Genomic DNA, 19854 nt, shown 5'->3' with positions numbered 1-19854 from the left:
GTTCTGATAAAATTTCAACTACGGCAAATATATAGTTTTTTTAAAACGCAATAGCTATTTCCTCGATTTTGTTGAATCTCTTACCACCAGACCGGTCTCTACAATAATAGTCTTGTAATAGTCATCTTCGCTAGGTGTGCGCTCAAGTTTCTCTATCAAAAGACGGGCAGACTCCTCGCCCATTCTCATCCCATGCTGACTTACCGTCGTCAAACTCGGAATAAATCTTTTTGACAATTCACCATCTGTAAAGCCAATTACAGATACATCATCTGGAACCTTTTTCCCCTGATCCTGAATGGATTTAACAGCAGAAATGGCAAAATGCTCATTCACAGCAAAGACTCCGTCTACATCGCGTTCTTTCAGAAAATCTTCAATTTCCTTCTCGCTGTCTTCCATTTCCTCGATCTTCAGAATAAGATCTTCATTTATACTTATACCATTTTCAGCTAAAGCCTGCTTATAACCATGCGTACGCAGTTTACCCACACTCACATAATCCACGGTAGAAATAAGAGCGATCTTCCTGCAGCCTATATCAATAAGGTGTTGAACAGCTTTTTTCCCTCCGGTAACATCATCAATGATCACCTTATCGCAGGAAATATCTTCAGCAACGCGGTCAAAAAGCACACAAGGCATTCCCTGGTTGATCACTTCCGCAAGGTGATGATAATCCCCTTTTTGCATGGTTTCCTTGGCAAGTGATAGAATAAATCCATCAGTACTACCATTCGCCAGCATTTCCATATTCAGAACCTCTTTGTCAAATGAATTATCTGAAAGGCACACCAAAACGTTATATCCCATTTCGTTGGCTACTTTTTCCACTCCACTAATAACTGTCGTAAAGAAGTGATGTACAATTTCGGGAATAATGATCCCTATTGTCTTGGTTTTCCGATTCTTAAGACTTAATGCAATGTTATTAGGCTTATAATTATAATGTTTTGCAAAAGCCTTGATCTTGGCACGTGTTTCTTCACCAATCTCTGAGCTGTCTCGAAGTGCTTTTGAAACGGTGGAGATAGATACATCAAGCTCTTTCGCAATTTTCTTAAGGGTAAGTTTCGGCTTCATTCTTTTCGGATATTCGTGATTTAGGCGGGATATATTTTCGATCTCGCAAAATTAGTAATATTTGATTGTGAATCTCTTAAGAAGAAAAAGTTTTCAACACGAAAACGTTTTCGTTCCAGTAATAGTAAGGTTTCGCCAAATATTGGGTTTGAATTTACATACATTTAACCTCAGGAAGTAAAAGTATAAGGTTAATTTTTATCAAAAATCAATAAAAAATTTATGAGGACTTTAATTAAAAGCACATTGTTTTTGCTGTTCATGCTACCAATGAGCTTTTTTGCACAAAACACCGTTAGCGGAAATGTGACAGAGACTGCCACAGGCCTTCCGGTTCCAGGTGTGAACGTAATCGTTCAGGGTACCAGCAACGGTACAACGACCGATTTTGATGGTAATTATACCATATCTAATATATCTAATGAAGATATACTTGTTTTCTCCTTTTTAGGATTCGTATCACAACAAATTCCTTTCGAGGGTCAGTCTACTATAGACATTACTCTTGATGAGGACTCAGCTACGCTGGACGAAGTCGTTCTTATTGGTTATGGAGCAACCTCAGAGCAGGATGCGACCGGAGCTGTTGAGAAGATTTCTTCGGAAACCTTTAACCAGGGAGCCGTTGTTGCCCCGGAACAGCTGATCGCCGGTAAATCTGCCGGAGTACAGATCACCCCGGGTGGTGGAGCTCCAGGACAGGGAGGAACTATTAGAATACGTGGTGGTTCTTCACTATCGGCTTCTAACGATCCTTTGATCGTAGTAGATGGTATACCATTAGATCAACGTGGAGTTGCCGGTTCAAGAAACGCGCTTAACTCTATTAACCCAAATGAGATCGAAGATTTCACTATACTAAAAGATGCTGCGGCAACTTCTATTTATGGTTCCAGAGCTTCGAACGGGGTAATTCTTATTACCACGAAAAAAGGGAAAAAGGATTCTCCATTTCAGTTTACGTATGATCTAAAAACTTCCATTGGGAATGTTATAGATAAAGTAGACGTTTTAAATGCAGATGAGTTTAGAAACCTGATCAATAATACTCCGGGTACAGATCCTTCTTTATTAGGAAATGCAAATACAGACTGGCAGGATGAGATCTACGAAACTTCAGTTGGAGCTATTCATAACTTTACAGCTACACAGGGTATCGGGAATTTCTACTATCGTTTGAACTTTAACCATACTGCTGAAACTGGAGTTATCAGAAAAGATTATTACGAGCGTAACGCTTTTAATATCTCTTTGAACCAGGACCTTTTTGACAATTCATTGAAACTGACTCTTACTTCGAAGAACTCTTTGGATAAGAACAAGTTCTCAAATGGTGGTGCCATTGGATCTGCAGTAGCATTCGATCCTACACAATCTATTTATGATGACACCCTTCCATTTGGTGGATTCTTTGAATTCAACAGACTTTCAGGAGGTGAGATCACGCAACAAAATCTTGCGACCAGAAACCCGATCGCTCTTCTGGAACAAAATACAGACAGAAACCAGACCAGACGTTCTATTACGAACCTGAATGCTGAATATAAAGTTCCCTTCTTAACAGGTCTTAAAGCAGTAGTAAGTGCTGGTTTCGATTATGCTGAAGCTGATGGTGATAAATTCACTCCGGTATTTGCAGCATCTAACACTTCTAATATCGATCAATTTGAAGATTATAGTAATATAAACCGTAACCTTCTTCTTGATACTTACTTAAACTATAAGACTGAACTTGGTTTCTTTGAAACAGATGTTGATGTAACTGCAGGTCATTCTTACCAGGAATTTTATTCTACAAGCAATGTTTTTGGAACTGAACAGGATCAAATTAGAGCACTTCCAAGAGATATTAACAGGAACTCCCTAGAGTCTTACTTCGCGAGAGCTAGTTTCGACATTAATAACAGATACCTGATCTCTGGTAGTATTCGTGCCGATGGTTCTTCCAGAGTTTCTCCAGACAATCGTTGGGGATATTTCCCTGCAGCCTCTATAGGTTGGAAAATTCATAATGAAGCATTCCTTGAAGGCTCAAGAGTGCTTAACGAATTGAAGCTTCGTGGTGGTTACGGTGAAACTGGAAACTACGAAATTGGAAGAAACTATGGATATTTAGGACTTTACACACCTAGTCAGGGTGGTGCAAGATACCAGTTTGGAAATGAGTTCATTGGTACTATTAGACCTGAAGAGTATGATGAGGATCTTAAATGGGAAAGCCTTATCAACTATAACGCAGGTATCGACTTTGGTTTGTTCGATAATAGATTGAGTGGTTCTATAGACGCATATTACAGGGAGACTGAAGATCTTATCGCAACCGTACCAGTACCAGCAGGTGCTAACCTTTCAGATCAACTATTAACAAATGTTGGTACGACTGTAAGTAAAGGTATTGAGATTGGAATTAGTGGTGATATCGCCAGATCTGAAGATTTCAACTGGACTTTAGGTTATAACATTTCCTTCCAGGAACTGGAGATCACAGAACTTTCTTTAGGTGATGATGCAAACTTCTTTATCCCACAAGGAGGAATTAGTGGTGGTACTGGAAACAACATTCAGCTTTGGAAAGAAGGATTTGATCCTACTACTTTTTTTGTATTCAGACAGGTTTATAATGATGCAGGGCAGCCAATCGAAGGTGCTTATGTAGATGTGAATGGTGACAACCAGATCACAGAGGCAGATAAGCAGCCGTACAAAAAGGCGACTCCAGATTATTATATGGGTCTTACCAACACTATGAATTATAAAGACTTTGACTTCAGCTTTACTTTTAGAGGAAGTTTTGGAAACTATATTTACAACAACACGCAATCTGCAAATGGTTTTGTAGAAGCTGGAACGAACACTCCAGAAAATTACTACTCGAACTTTAACTCGAATGTATTGGAATCAGGTTTTGTAAACAGTCAGTTCTTCTCAGATTATTACCTGCAGGCAGCAGATTTCGTAAAACTTGATAACGTAAGTATTGGATATACGATCCCGGGAGAAAAAGTTGATTTCAGAGCTTCTTTAACTGCAACAAACGTACTTACGATCACAGATTATGACGGGCTTGATCCTGAAGTTTTTGGCGGAATCGATAATAACTTCTACCCAAGATCCCGAAGATTCGTACTTGGACTGAATTTTGCTTTTTAATGAATAATAGAAAAATTACTAAAATTATGTTTAATAAATTAAAATCTACTTTCCTTATTCTCTTCGGAATGGCGGTTCTATGGTCATGTGAAAGTGATCTGGAACTTACTCCTGAAGATAACCGGGAAACTGCGGCTTCAGCCTTTGAAGATCCCGCAGCTTACAAACAGTTTTTGGCTAAGCTATATGCAGGTTTTGCAATTAGTGGTCAGGATGGTCCTGCTGGAGACGCCGATCTTTCTGGATTAGATGAAGGATTCTCACAGTACATGCGTTTGTACTGGATGGTGCAGGAACTTACTACAGATGAAGCGGTAATTGGATGGAATGATGGAACTGTTAAAGATCTACATAACCAGAACTGGACTTCAGGAAACGAATTTATTCGTACGATGTATTCCAGAATTATGTACCAGATCGCACAGTCTAACGAATTCCTTCGACAAACTGAAACTTCAGTAGTTGAAGGTCGTGGTGTGGATGCCGCAACACAGGCAGATATCCAGGTATATCGTGCAGAAGCAAGATTCCTGAGAGCATTAAGCTACTGGCATGCACTTGACCTTTACGGTAATCCTCCTTTCGTTACAGAGCAGGATCCTGTTGGGGCGTTCCTTCCGGAGCAAACAAACTCAGCAGAGCTTTTCACATATATCGAAAGCGAACTGCTAGCGATCGAGAGTGAACTAGCCGCTGCCGGTGCTAATGAATATGGACGTGCAGATCAGGCAGCAGCCTGGATGTTACTTGCAAAACTTTACCAGAATTCAGAAAAGTACACAGGATCTGATAGATCTTCAGATGTAATCACTTACACTGAAAAAGTGATCAACTCAGGTTTTACTTTGGTTGATGACTACCAGAAGTTATTCCTTGCAGATAACAATATGAACGGAGCCCAGAGCGAGATCATTTTCCCGATCACTTTTGATGGGATCAATACTCAGGCTTATGGTGGAATGACTTTTATCATTCATGCAGCAGTTGGAGGATCTATGGATCCAGATAACTTCGGAATTAACGGTGGATGGGCCGGTCTAAGAACCACTTCTGCCCTAATCAATGATTTCCTTGAGAATGAGGACGATGATATTGAAACAGTAGCCGATGAAAGAGCTATTTTCTATACAGATGGACAGTCTAAAGAGATCAACAATATCTCTAATTTCACTGATGGTTATGCTGTAGCAAAATACAAGAACGTAGATGTGAATGGAAACGCAGGATCAGATCCAACAGGAGATTTTCCAGATACAGATTTCCCAATGTTCCGTCTTGCTGATGCTTACCTAATGTATGCGGAAGCCGTAGTTAGAGGTGGTGGTGGAAGTGAATCTACTGCTGTAGATTACATCAATGAGTTGAGAGAAAGAGCTTTTAACGATGATAGCAATAACATCTCATCTTCAGATCTAACACTAAACTTTCTATTGGAAGAAAGGGCGAGAGAGCTTTACTGGGAAGCACACAGAAGAACAGATCTTATAAGATTTGGACAATTTTCTGATGGTGGCGTATGGCCATTTAAAGGTGGCGTTCCACAGGGAACTACTACACAATCTTTCAGAGACCTGATGCCAATACCGGCTTCAGATCTAGGAGTGAACACGAATTTGACACAAAATCCAGGATACTAACAAAATACTATTACAACAATGAAAAAGTTTTCAATTTTCTTATTAATAATGATCGCATTCGTAGGATTTACATCCTGTGAACATGATGATGATGTGGTTTTTACAGCTCAACCTGATGCCGATGGGATTATGTTTATGAGTGCAACTGCAGAATCTTACACGCTAACTTCAGAAACTGCAAATAATATCGCTGAGCGATTTGTATGGAGTGAAGTTGATTTTGATGCTCCAACCACTGTTACTTATGAACTTCAGGGTTCCTCTGATGCAGATTTCTCTTCTTTCAATATTATTGGAACAACAGGAGAAAACAATCTTGGAGTTACTGTTAGCCAGTTAATGTCTTTGGCAACGGAAGCAGGTTTGGATAACGACCCTGAAACCGAAATGCCAAATGCAGGAGATATCTACTTCAGAGTTCGTGCTTATGCAGGAACTGACGGAAGTAACGGCCTGAACGCTACTTCCGAAGTGATGTCTTTAAGAGTTGTACTTCCTGAAGCTGTTATTGAAGAGGAAGAGAATCCTTCAAAGATGAATCTATTCTTAGTAGGTGACGCGACTGCAGCTGGTTGGTCTAATGACAACAACAACATGCCACTTTTCAGAAATCCTGAAAATGAAAACATGTTCAACTTCTCAGGTAGATTTGCTGGTGGTGATGGTGTAGAAGGTTTCAAATTACTTGAAACTCTAGGAGCATGGCAACCGCAATGGGGTGGTACAAATGGAACTTTAGGAGTAAATGCAGGTGATAGTGATGATCCGGCAGCAATTTCAGTAGAAGATGACGCTTACTACACGCTTTCATTGAACACTGAAGATATGACCTATACTTTCGAAGCTATGGATGTTTCTGCAGCAACGATGTACGATATGGTAGGAATTATTGGTACCTCAACTACAGGTACAGATGAAGGTTGGAATGATGATATGGATATGACCCAGTCAGATTTCGATTCTCACATCTGGTACATGAATGATGTGGAATTGTTTGACGGTGAACTTAAGTTCAGAGCAAACAACGCCTGGGATGTAAGCTGGGGTGCAAGTACACCTATCAGTGGTCAGGGTGCCAATGCAAATGATCCAAATATCCCTGTTACTGCAGGAGTTTATGATATCTGGTTTAATGACCTAACTGCAAGATATATTCTTATTCCTGCAGGAGAATAATCATACTATTTTATATTGGGGCTAATTTAATTAGCCCCTTTTTTTTCTTTAAACTGAACTAATTATGAATACTAATAAATTTTTATGCAGTCTGCTGCTTGGTGGTGCACTCTTTATGGGTTCGTGCTCCGGTGATGATTCAGATGACATCGTGGACGAGACCGATGATATAACTGGTACTCCGGAAATCCCTGCTCCATCTGAACCTCAGGCTTTGGACCTGGCATCTCTGGATAATGGCAACCGGGTAATGATGCAAGCATTCTACTGGGATGTTGAACCAAGATTTGCCTGGTGGGACAATCTTTCAGAAAAAGTGCCGGAATGGTCTGCAGCTGGTGTAGATAGAATCTGGATACCATCTCCTGCCAAAGGACAGTCAGGAGGTTACTCCATGGGGTACGATGTATCAGATTATTTTGATTTTGGAGATTATGATCAGCATGGAACCGTAGAAACAAGATTTGGTTCAAGAACCGAACTTGAAAATCTAATTGCTACAGCTCATAGCAATGATATTGAAGTGATCGCAGATATTGTACTGAATCATAATTCTGGTGGAGGCTTGCAATACAATCCTTACCGAGATTACGATACTTACACTTTATTTGATGAAGCGAATGGAAACGCTTCAGGGATGTTCAACAGAACTTACGAGGATTTTTATCCTAACAGTGTGAGCCAGTATGATCCGGGTAGTCTTTTCTACGAAGAAACCAACCTTGATCACCATAGAGAAAGAGTTCAGGACTGGTTATGGAAAGATGAAAATTCCGTTGCTAAATATTACAAGAACGTAATGGGATTTGATGGCTGGCGTTTTGATTATGTAAAAGGTTTCGAACCATGGGTAGTAAAAGAATGGAATGAGGCTGTTGGAGGATTCTCTGTAGGAGAAAATTTCGACGGAAATCCAGATGTACTTCGTGACTGGATCGAAGCTTCAGGATCACCTGCTTTTGATTTTTCTACTTTTTACAAGCTAGAAGAAAGCCTGGACAGATTTGAAAATCTTAGTATTTTGGAAAGTGACATGCTTTGGAAAACAAATCCTGAAGATGCAGTAACCTTCACAGCGAATCATGATACTGAAAAGGATTCTAATGAAGATAATTATATCATGAGCTCTAATAAAATGAAGGCTTATGCTTATATCTTAACTCACCCTGGTTATCCTACGATCTTCTATTCAGATTATGAGAATGAAGAATTTAAAGATGAATTAAAGACATTAATTTCGATTCATAACAGTCTTGCTACTGGTGACACGGAGTTACTTTATGCAGACCAGGATGAATATGTGATGAAAAGAAATGGATCAGGTACAAATCCTGGATTAATTCTTTATATTAGCATTAATAATGGTACAAAAAGAAGAACAGTAAGTTCGAACTGGAGTAATGTAACGCTTCAGGATTATAGTTCGAATTCAACATATTTCCCTACCTCCGATGAAAATGGAGCGGTGACCATCGAGGCTCCTGCAAATGGATATTCGATCTGGTCTATTACAGAATAAAGATTTTTATTTTGAATTTTCATAGGTGTTAATTCAAAGAAGGCCTCACAAATTTGTGAGGCCTCTTTTTTTGTTATTTTTTCTCCGGAATACACTACGAAAAAGCACTTAATTTAGCCTATTTTTGAGCCTCATCACCTATATCTACTACTGAATCTCAATAGTATAGAACTTCCAAACCTTTAAATAAATGTTTTCATTATTTGTCAACTTTTTATTGTTAGTAAATATTTATTTATTTGATTATCAGTTATTTAACTGTTTTTGTTTGAAAACTTTTTCCGAACGCTTTGTCAATTGTCCGGAAATAATGCCTAGTTTTATACCAGCCGATTAGAACATTTCTAACCTAAAAATCTCATTTTTATGCCTGTACAGGAAAATCCAGTTGTTCCAAAGACTTATACTCAGGAACAGGCCTTCGAAGCTTCACTAAAATACTTCAAAGGCGATGATCTTGCCGCCAGAGTTTGGGTAAACAAATACGCCCTTAAAGATTCTGACGGGAATATTTATGAACTCACTCCAAACGATATGCATAGACGTATCGCCAGCGAAATCGCAAGAGTTGAAAAAAAGTATCCAAATCCTATGACCGAGGACGAAGTTTTCGATCTTATCAAGGATTTTAAATATATCGTTCCACAGGGAAGTCCTATGGCTGGAATTGGGAATCCTTACCAGGTTGGTTCATTGTCTAACTGTTTCGTTATAGGGAATGATGGAAATTCAGATTCTTATGGTGGGATCATGAAGATCGACCAGGAGCAGGTGCAGTTAATGAAAAGACGTGGTGGTGTAGGTCATGACCTTTCTCACATACGCCCTAAAGGATCGGCTGTAAAGAACTCAGCGCTTACCTCTACCGGGATCGTTCCTTTTATGGAGCGTTACTCCAATTCTACAAGAGAAGTAGCACAGGATGGACGTCGTGGAGCTTTGATGCTTTCAGTTTCAGTAAATCATCCAGATTCTGAAGATTTTATCGATGCTAAGATGGAGCAGGGCAAAGTTACAGGTGCCAATGTTTCGGTTAGGATCGATGACCAGTTCATGAAAGCTGTAAAGAACAATACTAATTATACTCAGAAATATCCAATCTTTTCAGCAGAGCCGAAGGTTTCAAAAGAGATCGAGGCAGATAAACTCTGGAAAAAGATCGTACATAATGCATGGAAATCGGCTGAACCTGGAATTCTATTCTGGGATACAGTTATTAATGAGTCTGTGCCAGATTGCTATGCAGATCTTGGTTATAAAACCGTTTCTACCAATCCTTGTGGAGAGATCCCACTTTGTCCTTATGATTCCTGCCGTTTGCTTGCGATCAACCTGTTCTCTTATGTAGAAGAGCCATTTACAGACAAAGCGCATTTCAACTACGAACTATTCAAAAAACATATTTCTGCTGCACAAAGAATTATGGATGATATCATTGATCTTGAACTGGAAAAGATCGACAATATCATTGGCAAGATCGATGCAGATCCAGAAAATGCAGAAGTGAAAGCAGTAGAAAAAAATCTATGGCTTAATATCCGTAAAAAAGCGCACGAAGGTAGAAGAACTGGAATAGGTATTACTGCGGAAGGTGATATGCTTGCTGGTCTAGGAATAAAATATGGTAGCAAGGAAGGAATCGATTTCTCTGTAGGCATTCATAAGAATATTGCTGTCGAAGCATATAGAGCTTCCGTAGAAACTGCGAAAGAAAGAGGTGCTTTTGGGATTTTTGATTCAGAAAGAGAGAAAAATAACCCATTCATTCTTCGATTGAAAGAAGCTGATGAAAAGTTGTATTATGACATGCTTGAGCATGGTCGTAGAAATATCGCGCTATTAACGATCGCTCCAACCGGAACGACCAGTCTTATGACGCAAACCACTTCTGGAATTGAGCCTGTTTTCCTACCGGTTTACAAAAGAAGAAGAAAAGTAAATCCAAATGACAAGGAAGCTCGCGTAGATTTCGTTGATGAAGTTGGAGATTCATGGGAAGAATATGTGGTTTTCCACCATCGTTTTAAGCAGTGGATGAGCGCAAAAGGTTATGATACCGATAAGAATTACTCGAACGAAGAACTTGACAAACTGGTTAAACTTTCACCTTACTACCAGGCAACGTCTAATGATGTAGACTGGCTTAGCAAAGTGAGAATGCAGGGAGCTGTACAAAAATGGATCGATCACTCTATTAGTGTGACCATTAACCTTCCAAACGATGCGACCGAGGAACTGGTTGGAAAACTGTATCTGGAAGCATGGGAAGCTGGTTGTAAAGGTGTTACTGTATATCGTGATGGTTCAAGATCTGGTGTTTTAATCTCTAATGATGAGAAAAAAGAGGAAGACGAAGAACAGACTTCCGGATCTTTCCCTCTAAAAAGACCAGATGTGCTTACTGCAGATGTGGTTCGTTTCCAGAACAACAAGGATAAATGGATCGCTTTTATAGGACTTGTAGATGACAGACCTTATGAGATATTTACCGGGTTTGCAGATGATGAAGAAGGTATTCTTATCCCTCGCTGGGTGACTGAAGGTTATATCATCAAAGCAAGAAATGAAGACGGATCTTCTCGTTACGATTTCCAATATGAGAACAAGCGTGGTTACAAAACTACGATCGAAGGACTTTCACATAAATTCAATCCAGAATTCTGGAATTATGCAAAATTGATCTCCAGCACATTACGTCACGGAATGTCTATCGATAAAGTGGTAGATTTGATCAACAGCCTTCAACTGGATAACGAATCCATTAACACCTGGAAAAACGGAGTGGTAAGAGCTCTTAAGCGCTTTATCGCTGATGGAACAGTTGCCAAGAAGGAGAAATGTAATAATTGTAATTCATCAAACCTTATTTACCAGGAAGGTTGCCTAACCTGTAAGGATTGTGGCTCTTCTAAATGTGGATAATTTAATTGTTGTAAGTGTTAAACTGAAAAAAAGGTCTCGTGAGAACGAGACCTTTTTTTTGTTTAAATAGTTCTACTACTGAAGTTTAACCTTTACAATACCAATTTCATGCTTCTTCTGAAGATTTTCAGGCTCGTTCCCGGGACCAATAGAAAACTGAAGCGCTTCCACCTCCTTCAGATCAAAATCTTGCGGATTCTGATGCTCAAAATAATATGGCAAAAAGCCAGGATAAGGACGTGGTAACGTGACTGTTCTTACTGGCTCAAGCTCATCAAGTTTAATTCTTATCTCTTTTAGATCTGAATCCAATTCGATTACTTTTCCGAAAGCCGAACCATTTTTCATTAATAACGCAAGCTGAAGTTTCTCTGTACCCGACTTAAGATGACGAGCCTTAATGATAAGTTCCTTCTGATCCCGAGGAAGCCTTGCTCCTATTTTCTTCTGAAAATTAAACCGAAAAGAGTAGTCATAAATTGGAGTTGCGTTTTTGTTCTCTATATCTTCTGAAAATAATTCATCCAGTCTTACCTGAAATTCGTCTTCAACTGAATTTAGGGGAACAATCTGATTGCCTGGTTTCCATGAATGAACCACCATATCTGCATCCATAGAAGCATCGAAAAGTGAGATAGCAGAACTTTTATCATAAATACGAGTAGCATAAACATCTTCAGAATGGAAATCCCAATTCTCCGGACTACCCGAAACGTTTCCAGGAAAAGTCATTTTTCCCTTAGCAGTTTCAAGGATGATGCGGTAAGTAAGTATTCCTGGCACAAGCAGATTTTGCGGTACATCTGCGGAATAATCGTATTGATTTTCTGCGTTCATTTGTACTGCTTCGTAGATATTCCCGTTCTGAAACCATACCTCAGCTTTCGTGACCTCCTCATTTGAAACGATCTCTGCATGGATAGAAAAGCTCTGATCTGTTTCCGCGGCATTAGAAGATTCGTGTAGGACATAGGTACGGTCAACCGACTCTTCCACCGCCACAAAATTGTCGAGTTCCAAACGAAACTCTCCTTTGTAATTCTCAAACTCAAAACCGATGCCTTCCGCAGTAAGAATATAAGTGCCGGGTGAAACTGATATTGCGCCACCTTTGGCTTTTTGAACTTCAGATTCCGCAATATTAATCTGTTTGAATTCAAAATTTCCAGCAAGCCCGGGAAGATTTATTTTCATCTCGTTCAAATTATACTTGATCACGGCAAGCGTTTTATCGAGACTATTATTTCCGAAGAGATCCTGAATAAGAAATGGGTCGGGCATTACTTCCAGACGCCAGACTCCTTCTTCTAGTTTATCCAGAAAATAAGCTCCTTTTCCTTCATATTCGATCACTTCAGAACTACCGTGACCCGCGATTTCTTTTAATTCAGAGATAGCTTTAGGCTTTTCCGCATTAGAATTCGTGTAAATAAACTTTTCAGCAGAATTATAGACAGCATGATCATCTTCATACTGAATAAGAAAATCTCCAAATTTTAAGTTATCGGGATAGGTTCCCTGATCTTCGCCTAATTTGGTATGATGGAATATCTCCCCGGCGATAATAAGACCTAAAGCTTTATGCGGAGTATAATTGAGATTCATATAATGAGTATTATATTCCGTATTCGCATACGCCAGAAAAGATGGATCATAGGCAAAATGCGTCCCAATCTGTATTCCCGCTTCTCGAAAACTGCGTGCCATTGCGGGATAGATATATGATTTATTAACATCGGCAGCATCAAACTCATACACCAGTTTAGCGGCGTTATTATTTTCGATAGCATTGTTGAACGGAATATTATAATCGTTCACATTGGGAAGTAAATTCCCCGGGATTTCCTTCTTAAAACCAAGTCCGGTTGGATACCATTGAAAAGTACCACCCTGAATATCAGATTCAAAATAAGTGTCTGCAAGGTGGACGCTATGGGTGACATTATAAAAGACAGGTTTCTTAGAACCGGAATCCCGAATGGCCTTTGTGAGTTTATTAATAAATTCTTTTACCTCCTCAGGAGTGCCGCGATGATGTGGTTCATTGCTAATTTCTACAGCGATAAGATTCGGATCATTTTTATACGCAATTCCTGTATATGGATTCACGTGATTCATAAATTGCGTAAGATAGTTTTGCTGGGCAGCGATCGCTTTGGGATTGGTCAAGCTTCCTTCCTTGCCATACTTATTGGAGAACCCCGGAGTCTCCTCATCTGGTTCCGGCCAGCCATTTCCCCAATATGCGATTGGAGTAATCACAAAATTGATCTCGCGTTTTTTGAGTTCACTCAGTAAATAATCGAACGCATCCAGGTGTTCATTTTCCAATAAATTCCCTTCTGCATCGCTAATTTCTGTATCCCAGACGTGAAGACGATACAGATCAAAATTAAGTCGAGAAAAATGGTATAGATCTTTATCAATTTCTGCTATAATATCAAGCCCAAGTTTTTCAGCAGAACGGTAAGCATGTGCGAATGGTGCCGAATAATTAACCCCAAAACCTTTTACTTCCTCACCCGAAGCCTCCCAGCGAATTATCCCATTTTCATCTACAACTGTAGTAACTTGAGAATAAGTTGCATTTATATTGAAAATTAGTATAATAAGAACTGTGATCGATTTGAAAATTCGAGTCATTAAAATTTATGTTTAGATAGTACAGATCCCGATGGCTTCTTCGAGTGCTTTTAGTTTATTATCATAGGTTGGAATAAATTCCTGAGCGATATATCCTTTAAAACCGGTATCATGAATCGCCTTAATGATTGCAGGATAATTCAATTCCTGAGAATTATTGATCTCGTTCCTTCCAGGATTTCCAGCGGTATGATAGTGATTGATGTAAGGATGAAATTCTCTTATGTTTCGAATAACGTCACCTTCCATGATCTGCATATGGTAGATATCGTAGAGTAGCTTAAAGTTTGGTCGGTCCAGCCTTCTGGCAAGTTCGGCTCCCCAGGACGTATGATCTGCCATATAATCTGGATGGTCCACTTTGCTATTAAGCAATTCCATGACCAGCGTAACATTGCGAGTTTCAGCATGGTCCAATAGGGGCTTTAATCCTTCTACACAGTTGTTCCAGCCGGTTTCATTATCCATCCCACGCCGACTCCCAGAAAAACAGATGACATTCTGAATATTATTTTCAGCAGCTTTGTCGATGAGTTCTCTATAAGCAGATTGCAATTTCTGATGATTTTCAGGGTCATTGAATCCATCGGTCAAACTGATAAAATCATCTGTAGCCATGGAACATTTTAGACCTTCCTCCTGTACAATTTGCCATTCTGAAGGTTTTAAAAGATCAATAGCGCTAATTCCTAACTTTTTGCAAGCCTTAGCAAACTCCTTAAGTGGGATATCTGCATAACACCAGCGACAAACAGAATGATTGATATTTGAAGTAGAGTCTTGTAGATTATTAATTGCAATATCGAAACCGGATGCATTCGAAAATGATGGAATAGCAAGTAGCCCAGCTCCAATACCCAGGTTCTTTAATAATTTTCTACGAGATTGATCTTTAGCCATCCTGAAATGTTTTTCCTAAATTAATAATAAATGTAATTCTTACAATTATTATTTAAGAAACTATTTTCAGATTTTAGAAAATCTCGAAATTATATCCTGCTTCTAATAGTTGTAAGTAATTCTCTTTATTGAATTTATGCAAAAAAGCACCGCGTTTACTACCCGATTTATCTTTTTCCTCCAGTTTTTCTAAAACATTGAGAGATAATACCTTTTTTCTGAAGTTTCTCGCGTCTAGTGGCTTCTGGTAGATTGCTTCATAAAGGTTTTGTAATTGTGGAATGGTAAACTTCTCTGGCAACAGCTCAAATCCAATGGGCCTGTGACGCGCGTTACGCCTTAGTTGTTCCAAAGCATCCTGTACCATTTGATCATGATCCAGAACTAATTCGGGCAGATCATCGATTTCAAACCAGCGGGCACCATAATGTTTTTCCAGTTTGTCTATATAATCCTCCACTCTAATTAAAGCGTACTGAGCTACAGAAATACAACGGTAGCCCGGGTCACGGTCCTGTTTACCATAGGTCTTTAATTGTTGCATAAAAACCTCTTTCAACCCGGTAGCCTCTTCTAAAACTCTCTGCCCTGCCACTTCCAGATCTTCGTCCAGCCTTACAAAGCTACCAACTAGTGACCAGGAACCTTTTAAGGGCTCGACCTGGCGCTCGAAAACAAGTAATTTTAGCTTACCCTCATGAAAGCCAAAAATAATACAGTCTGTCGCGACATACATTTTCTCCCTGATCTGGTACAGGTCTGATGGTTCAAAAACTTCCGGTTGTGAGTTCTTAGTGTGCATAATTATATTCTGAAATAATAAATGTAAGTATGACATTTATTATATTTGAATTACTCAAAATTAATCAAGTCTTGACAAATATCAGATCTTTTTCTACGAAGCCTTCGGTTTTTGATGATTTCCAACCGGAATTACTCGTTAATTCTCCTGGTCGAATCAACCTGATTGGAGAACATACAGATTATAATGAAGGTTTCGTAATGCCTACAGCGATCGATAAGCATATAAGTTTCAAATTCAGAATAAATGATACGGAAAACTTCTGCAGAATATACAGTGATACTTTTAATAATGGATTTGAATTTCATCTCGACCAGCCATTAAAAAAGCAAAGCGACTGGAGAGATTATTTACTCGGGATCATTCACGAACTTAAGCAAGAGAATAAAATACTGGAAGGTTTTGATTGTATAATTTCCAGCGATCTGCCTACCGGTGCCGGGATAAGTTCTTCCGCAGCACTGGAATGTGGATTCTGTGCAGGCCTTAATGAATTATTTGATCTGAATTTGAGCGACATTGAAATCGCAAAGATGGCTCAACGTGCCGAAAATGAATTTGTAGGTTCCAACTGCGGAATCATGGATCAATTTGCTTCCATTCTCAGTAAAAAGGATCATTTTATCAAACTGGATTGCCGAAGTCTTGCTACTGAATATATTCCCGCAGATCTCGGAAACTACAAATTACTACTACTGAACACAAGGGTTTCTCATAATCTGGCCGACAGTGATTACAATTCCAGGCGTGAGGAATGTGAAGCAGCGATCAGGAGAATTCAATTGAAGAATCTGCAAATAAAAAGCTTACGAGATGTAGATTATGACTTGCTAGAAAGTTATCGATCAGAACTTTCAGAGCAAACTTACCAGCGTTGTTTATATGTACTGCAGGAAAATGAGCGCGTACAGGCAGCTGCAGATGCGCTTCGCAATAATAACCTTCGTGCCCTAGGGAAATTGATGTATGCTTCTCATCGCGGCTTGCAGCATCAATATGAGGTGAGTTGCCAGGAACTTGATTTTCTGGTTAATTATGCTGAACAAAAAGAATTTATCCACGGAAGCAGGATGATGGGTGGTGGCTTTGGCGGCTGCACCATTAACCTCATCAATTCTGAAAATATTGAAGGCTATATTACTGAAGTTTCCGCAGCATATTTCGAAAGATTCAAGATCTATCCGGAAGCAATTGAAGTAGCACCATCAGCCGGAACAGAAATAATAAAACTGGTATCCCATGAATAATGAAATGAACAAATTACCGCATCGTAGGTATAATATTTTGAACGGTGAATGGATACTGGTTTCGCCGCATCGCACAAAAAGACCATGGCAGGGTAAAACCGAAGAGAATAAAACCAGCCAGAAAGCCTCGTACGATCCGGGTTGCTATCTATGTCCAGGAAACACCAGGGCAAGTGGAGAAACTAATCCGGAATATTCTGAACCTTATGCTTTCATAAACGATTACAGCTCCCTTTTGCCGGATACTCCTGAATTAAATTTTGAGCAGGGTTTATTAAAGGCTGAAACTGAAAGGGGAATTTGCAAAGTTGTTTGTTTCTCTCCTAATCATTCGCTAACCCTGCCTTTGATGGAAGTTTCAGAAATCACGAAGGTTGTGCAGATCTGGAAAACCGAATTCGCTGAGCTAGGGAAAAATCCAGACATCAATTACATCCAAATCTTTGAAAATAAGGGTGCTATCATGGGTTGTAGCAATCCGCATCCTCATGGACAAATATGGTCGCAATCTTCCATTCCAACCGAAATTTCGAAAAAATCAGAAAGATTCGAAGCATACTGGCAAAAGAACAACTCGAGCCTTCTGGGTGATTATTTAAATCAGGAGCTGGCTTTGAGAGAACGAATTCTGGATGAGAATGAGCATTTCGTATCCTTAATTCCATTCTGGGCGGTTTGGCCTTTCGAAGCGATGATCATTCCTAAAAGGCATCTTCAGCAAATAACAGATCTTGACGAGAATGAAGAGATCGCTTTTGCGGATATTGTAAAAAAGCTGACTATAAAGTATGACAACCTGTTTGAAACATCATTCCCATATTCTTCCGGGATACACCAGGCCCCAACCAATGGCAAGGACCATCCTGAATGGCACTTTCATATGAGCTTCTATCCTCCTTTATTAAGATCTGCCACAGTTAAGAAGTTTATGGTTGGTTATGAAATGTTTGCGGGACCTCAGCGAGACATCACCGCAGAACAAGCCGTAAAGATGCTGAATGCACAATCTGAAAAACATTATAAAAAGAGCTAATTCAGAACATGTTGTAACTTAAAAAACCCTCGAAAGATTGATCTTTCGATGGTTTTTTATTTATAGTTCTTTGTTTAGTGTTACGAATGATGCTTCAAAAGCAACTCTTGTATATCTCTAGGCTCTATCGCTACTGTGCAAAATAAACATAAACGAAAATTACCAAAACACATATTATGATTCCAACTGGTAACACGTACTTCCACGGACTAATATCTACCTGCTTAGTGTGTTCCAACACAAATTCTTCTTTTCTAGGTTTTACCCTTCCAATGATCCACATAATTGCAATATTCATCACAAATAGTATCGCCATCACGTGTAGGTAATGTGGCAACGCATCTTCACCAACAACAAAATATTTCAATCCAAGATAAATAAGATAAAGTCCAACACCGCTAAACAGTGCTACTTTTGCACCTAATGCTGGGATTTTTTTAGAAAGATATCCAACAACTACAATCGTAAGAATTGGAATACTGTAACAACCATTAACTTCCTGAAGATAACCAAACAGTCCTTGAGGAGCGTTGGCGATTAGTGGTGCAATAAACATAGATGCAATTGCAATAAAAATCCCAAAGGTTTTACCTTTTTTCACAACTTCTCTTTCCGAAGCGTCTGGATTAAAATGATGCTTATAAATATCAATTCCGAAGAGAGTAACCGAGGAATTAAGTGCAGAGTTAAAAGAACTTAAAATTGCTCCAAATAGAACTGCTGCAAAGAATCCTACAAGTACCGGCGGTAAAACTTCGTTTACTAGCGCTGGATAAGCCTGATCTGCATTCTCAAGATTACCTTCGAACAAATGCCATGCAATGATTCCAGGAAGAACAACGATTATTGGACCTAAGATTTTTATAAAAGCTGCTAGCATCAAACCTTTCTGGCCTTCGCGCAAATTCTTTGCAGCCAGTGCTCTCTGGATGATTGCCTGATTGGTTCCCCAATAAAAAAGTTGAACCAGCATCATTCCTGTAAATATTGTAGAGAAAGGAACTGAAGCATCTGAACCTCCAATTGAATCAAATTTCTCAGGATTTGAATCTACCAGGGTAGTTAATCCGCTGAGCATATCTCCATCGCCGATGGCCATAAGGCCAAAAACAGGGATCATTAAACCTCCAATTAAAAGTCCGATCGCATTAATGGTGTCAGATACAGCAACTGCTTTCAAGCCACCAAATATTGCGTAAATAGAACCAATTATACCTATTCCCCATACACAAATCCATAAGGCAGCAGTATCACTTACTCCAAGAAGTTCGGGAATCTCAAACATCGTACTTATGGCAATACTACCGGAATACAGTACAATTGGTAAAAGAATGATCATATATCCAGATAAGAACAATCCGGATACTATAGATTTCGTAGTTCTATCAAATCTTTTCTCTAAGAATTGCGGTACCGTAGTGAGACCTCCTTTTAAATAGCGGGGTAGTAAGAACAGAGCTGTAATTACAATGGCTAATGCTGCAAGAGTTTCCCAGGCCATTACAAGTATTCCTTCGCTGTAAGCAGATCCATTCAATCCTACAATCTGCTCGGTAGAAAGATTAGTAAGTAACACTGACCCGGCAATTACACCGGCCGTTAGACTTCTACCTCCTAAAAAATAACCATCGCTGGTAGTTTCATCTGTTGATCTTGTCGCGAAATATGCGATAATAGCTACGAGTGCTGTAAATCCAACGAAGGATAAAATTCCTATCATAATCTTTTCTTAAAATCTTCGG

Annotated in this window: 12 protein-coding genes; 7 read left to right on the top strand and 5 right to left on the bottom strand. The window is 39.3% G+C overall.

Annotated elements, in window-relative coordinates; all coding sequences use genetic code 11:
• Positions 1–54: 54 nt before the first annotated feature.
• Positions 55–1083, bottom strand: coding sequence for a LacI family DNA-binding transcriptional regulator (locus ABVM50_RS09005; protein WP_405198257.1), 1029 nt, complete (start codon positions 1081–1083; stop codon positions 55–57).
• Positions 1084–1305: 222 nt separating this feature from the next.
• On the opposite strand from ABVM50_RS09005, the gene ABVM50_RS09000 reads away from it, so the two are divergent.
• From ABVM50_RS09000 to ABVM50_RS08980, 5 genes are all read left to right on the top strand, one after another.
• Positions 1306–4233, top strand: a complete 2928-nt coding sequence (locus tag ABVM50_RS09000) for a SusC/RagA family TonB-linked outer membrane protein (RefSeq protein WP_405198256.1) — start codon at positions 1306–1308, stop codon at positions 4231–4233.
• A 26-nt stretch (positions 4234–4259) separates the two neighbouring features.
• Positions 4260–5870, top strand: coding sequence for a RagB/SusD family nutrient uptake outer membrane protein (locus tag ABVM50_RS08995; RefSeq protein WP_405198255.1), 1611 nt, complete (start codon positions 4260–4262; stop codon positions 5868–5870).
• An 18-nt stretch (positions 5871–5888) separates the two neighbouring features.
• Positions 5889–7046 carry a SusE domain-containing protein gene (locus tag ABVM50_RS08990; RefSeq protein ID WP_405198254.1) on the top strand — a complete coding sequence of 386 codons (1158 nt, stop codon included), beginning with the start codon at positions 5889–5891 and terminating at the stop codon, positions 7044–7046.
• Positions 7047–7110: 64 nt separating this feature from the next.
• Positions 7111–8565 carry an alpha-amylase gene (locus ABVM50_RS08985; RefSeq protein WP_405198253.1) on the top strand — a complete coding sequence of 485 codons (1455 nt, stop codon included), beginning with the start codon at positions 7111–7113 and terminating at the stop codon, positions 8563–8565.
• A gap of 366 nt (positions 8566–8931) precedes the next feature.
• Positions 8932–11487 (top strand): adenosylcobalamin-dependent ribonucleoside-diphosphate reductase, encoded by a 2556-nt coding sequence (locus ABVM50_RS08980; protein ID WP_405198252.1) that lies wholly within the window; start codon positions 8932–8934, stop codon positions 11485–11487.
• A 75-nt stretch (positions 11488–11562) separates the two neighbouring features.
• Here the strand turns inward: ABVM50_RS08980 and ABVM50_RS08975 are convergent, their stop codons facing one another.
• The 3 genes from ABVM50_RS08975 to ABVM50_RS08965 form a co-directional block, all read right to left on the bottom strand.
• Positions 11563–14130 (bottom strand): hypothetical protein, encoded by a 2568-nt coding sequence (locus ABVM50_RS08975; protein WP_405198251.1) that lies wholly within the window; start codon positions 14128–14130, stop codon positions 11563–11565.
• A 12-nt stretch (positions 14131–14142) separates the two neighbouring features.
• Positions 14143–15030, bottom strand: coding sequence for a hydroxypyruvate isomerase family protein (locus ABVM50_RS08970; RefSeq protein WP_405198250.1), 888 nt, complete (start codon positions 15028–15030; stop codon positions 14143–14145).
• 73 nt (positions 15031–15103) lie between these two features.
• Positions 15104–15832 (bottom strand): NrtR DNA-binding winged helix domain-containing protein, encoded by a 729-nt coding sequence (locus ABVM50_RS08965; protein WP_405200699.1) that lies wholly within the window; start codon positions 15830–15832, stop codon positions 15104–15106.
• Between the two features lie 71 nt (positions 15833–15903).
• On the opposite strand from ABVM50_RS08965, the gene galK reads away from it, so the two are divergent.
• A complete protein-coding gene (gene galK / locus ABVM50_RS08960; protein ID WP_405198249.1) occupies positions 15904–17079 on the top strand; it encodes a galactokinase in 1176 nt (391 codons plus the stop codon).
• Positions 17072–18112 carry a UDP-glucose--hexose-1-phosphate uridylyltransferase gene (locus ABVM50_RS08955; protein WP_405198248.1) on the top strand — a complete coding sequence of 347 codons (1041 nt, stop codon included), beginning with the start codon at positions 17072–17074 and terminating at the stop codon, positions 18110–18112. The genes galK and ABVM50_RS08955 overlap by 8 nt, the downstream gene beginning before the upstream one ends.
• A 130-nt stretch (positions 18113–18242) precedes the next feature.
• Here ABVM50_RS08955 and ABVM50_RS08950 read toward each other — a convergent pair whose 3' ends face one another.
• On the bottom strand, positions 18243–19832 hold the full coding sequence (locus tag ABVM50_RS08950; protein ID WP_405198247.1) for a solute:sodium symporter family transporter: 1590 nt from the start codon (positions 19830–19832) through the stop codon (positions 18243–18245).
• Between the last annotated feature and the right edge of the window lie 22 nt (positions 19833–19854).

It is taken from the genome of Christiangramia sp. LLG6405-1 (genome assembly GCF_045055805.1).
Lineage (GTDB): Bacteria > Bacteroidota > Bacteroidia > Flavobacteriales > Flavobacteriaceae > Christiangramia.
This window is presented reverse-complemented; position numbering and strand designations above follow the sequence as displayed.

Coding starts and splice junctions, on each gene's coding strand:
- ABVM50_RS09005 (WP_405198257.1), bottom strand. CDS start 1,083: ATGAAGCCGAAACTTACCCTTAAGAAAATTGCGAAAGAGCTTGATGTA.
- ABVM50_RS09000 (WP_405198256.1), top strand. CDS start 1,306: ATGAGGACTTTAATTAAAAGCACATTGTTTTTGCTGTTCATGCTACCA.
- ABVM50_RS08995 (WP_405198255.1), top strand. CDS start 4,260: ATGTTTAATAAATTAAAATCTACTTTCCTTATTCTCTTCGGAATGGCG.
- ABVM50_RS08990 (WP_405198254.1), top strand. CDS start 5,889: ATGAAAAAGTTTTCAATTTTCTTATTAATAATGATCGCATTCGTAGGA.
- ABVM50_RS08985 (WP_405198253.1), top strand. CDS start 7,111: ATGAATACTAATAAATTTTTATGCAGTCTGCTGCTTGGTGGTGCACTC.
- ABVM50_RS08980 (WP_405198252.1), top strand. CDS start 8,932: ATGCCTGTACAGGAAAATCCAGTTGTTCCAAAGACTTATACTCAGGAA.
- ABVM50_RS08975 (WP_405198251.1), bottom strand. CDS start 14,130: ATGACTCGAATTTTCAAATCGATCACAGTTCTTATTATACTAATTTTC.
- ABVM50_RS08970 (WP_405198250.1), bottom strand. CDS start 15,030: ATGGCTAAAGATCAATCTCGTAGAAAATTATTAAAGAACCTGGGTATT.
- ABVM50_RS08965 (WP_405200699.1), bottom strand. CDS start 15,832: ATGCACACTAAGAACTCACAACCGGAAGTTTTTGAACCATCAGACCTG.
- ABVM50_RS08955 (WP_405198248.1), top strand. CDS start 17,072: ATGAATAATGAAATGAACAAATTACCGCATCGTAGGTATAATATTTTG.
- ABVM50_RS08950 (WP_405198247.1), bottom strand. CDS start 19,832: ATGATAGGAATTTTATCCTTCGTTGGATTTACAGCACTCGTAGCTATT.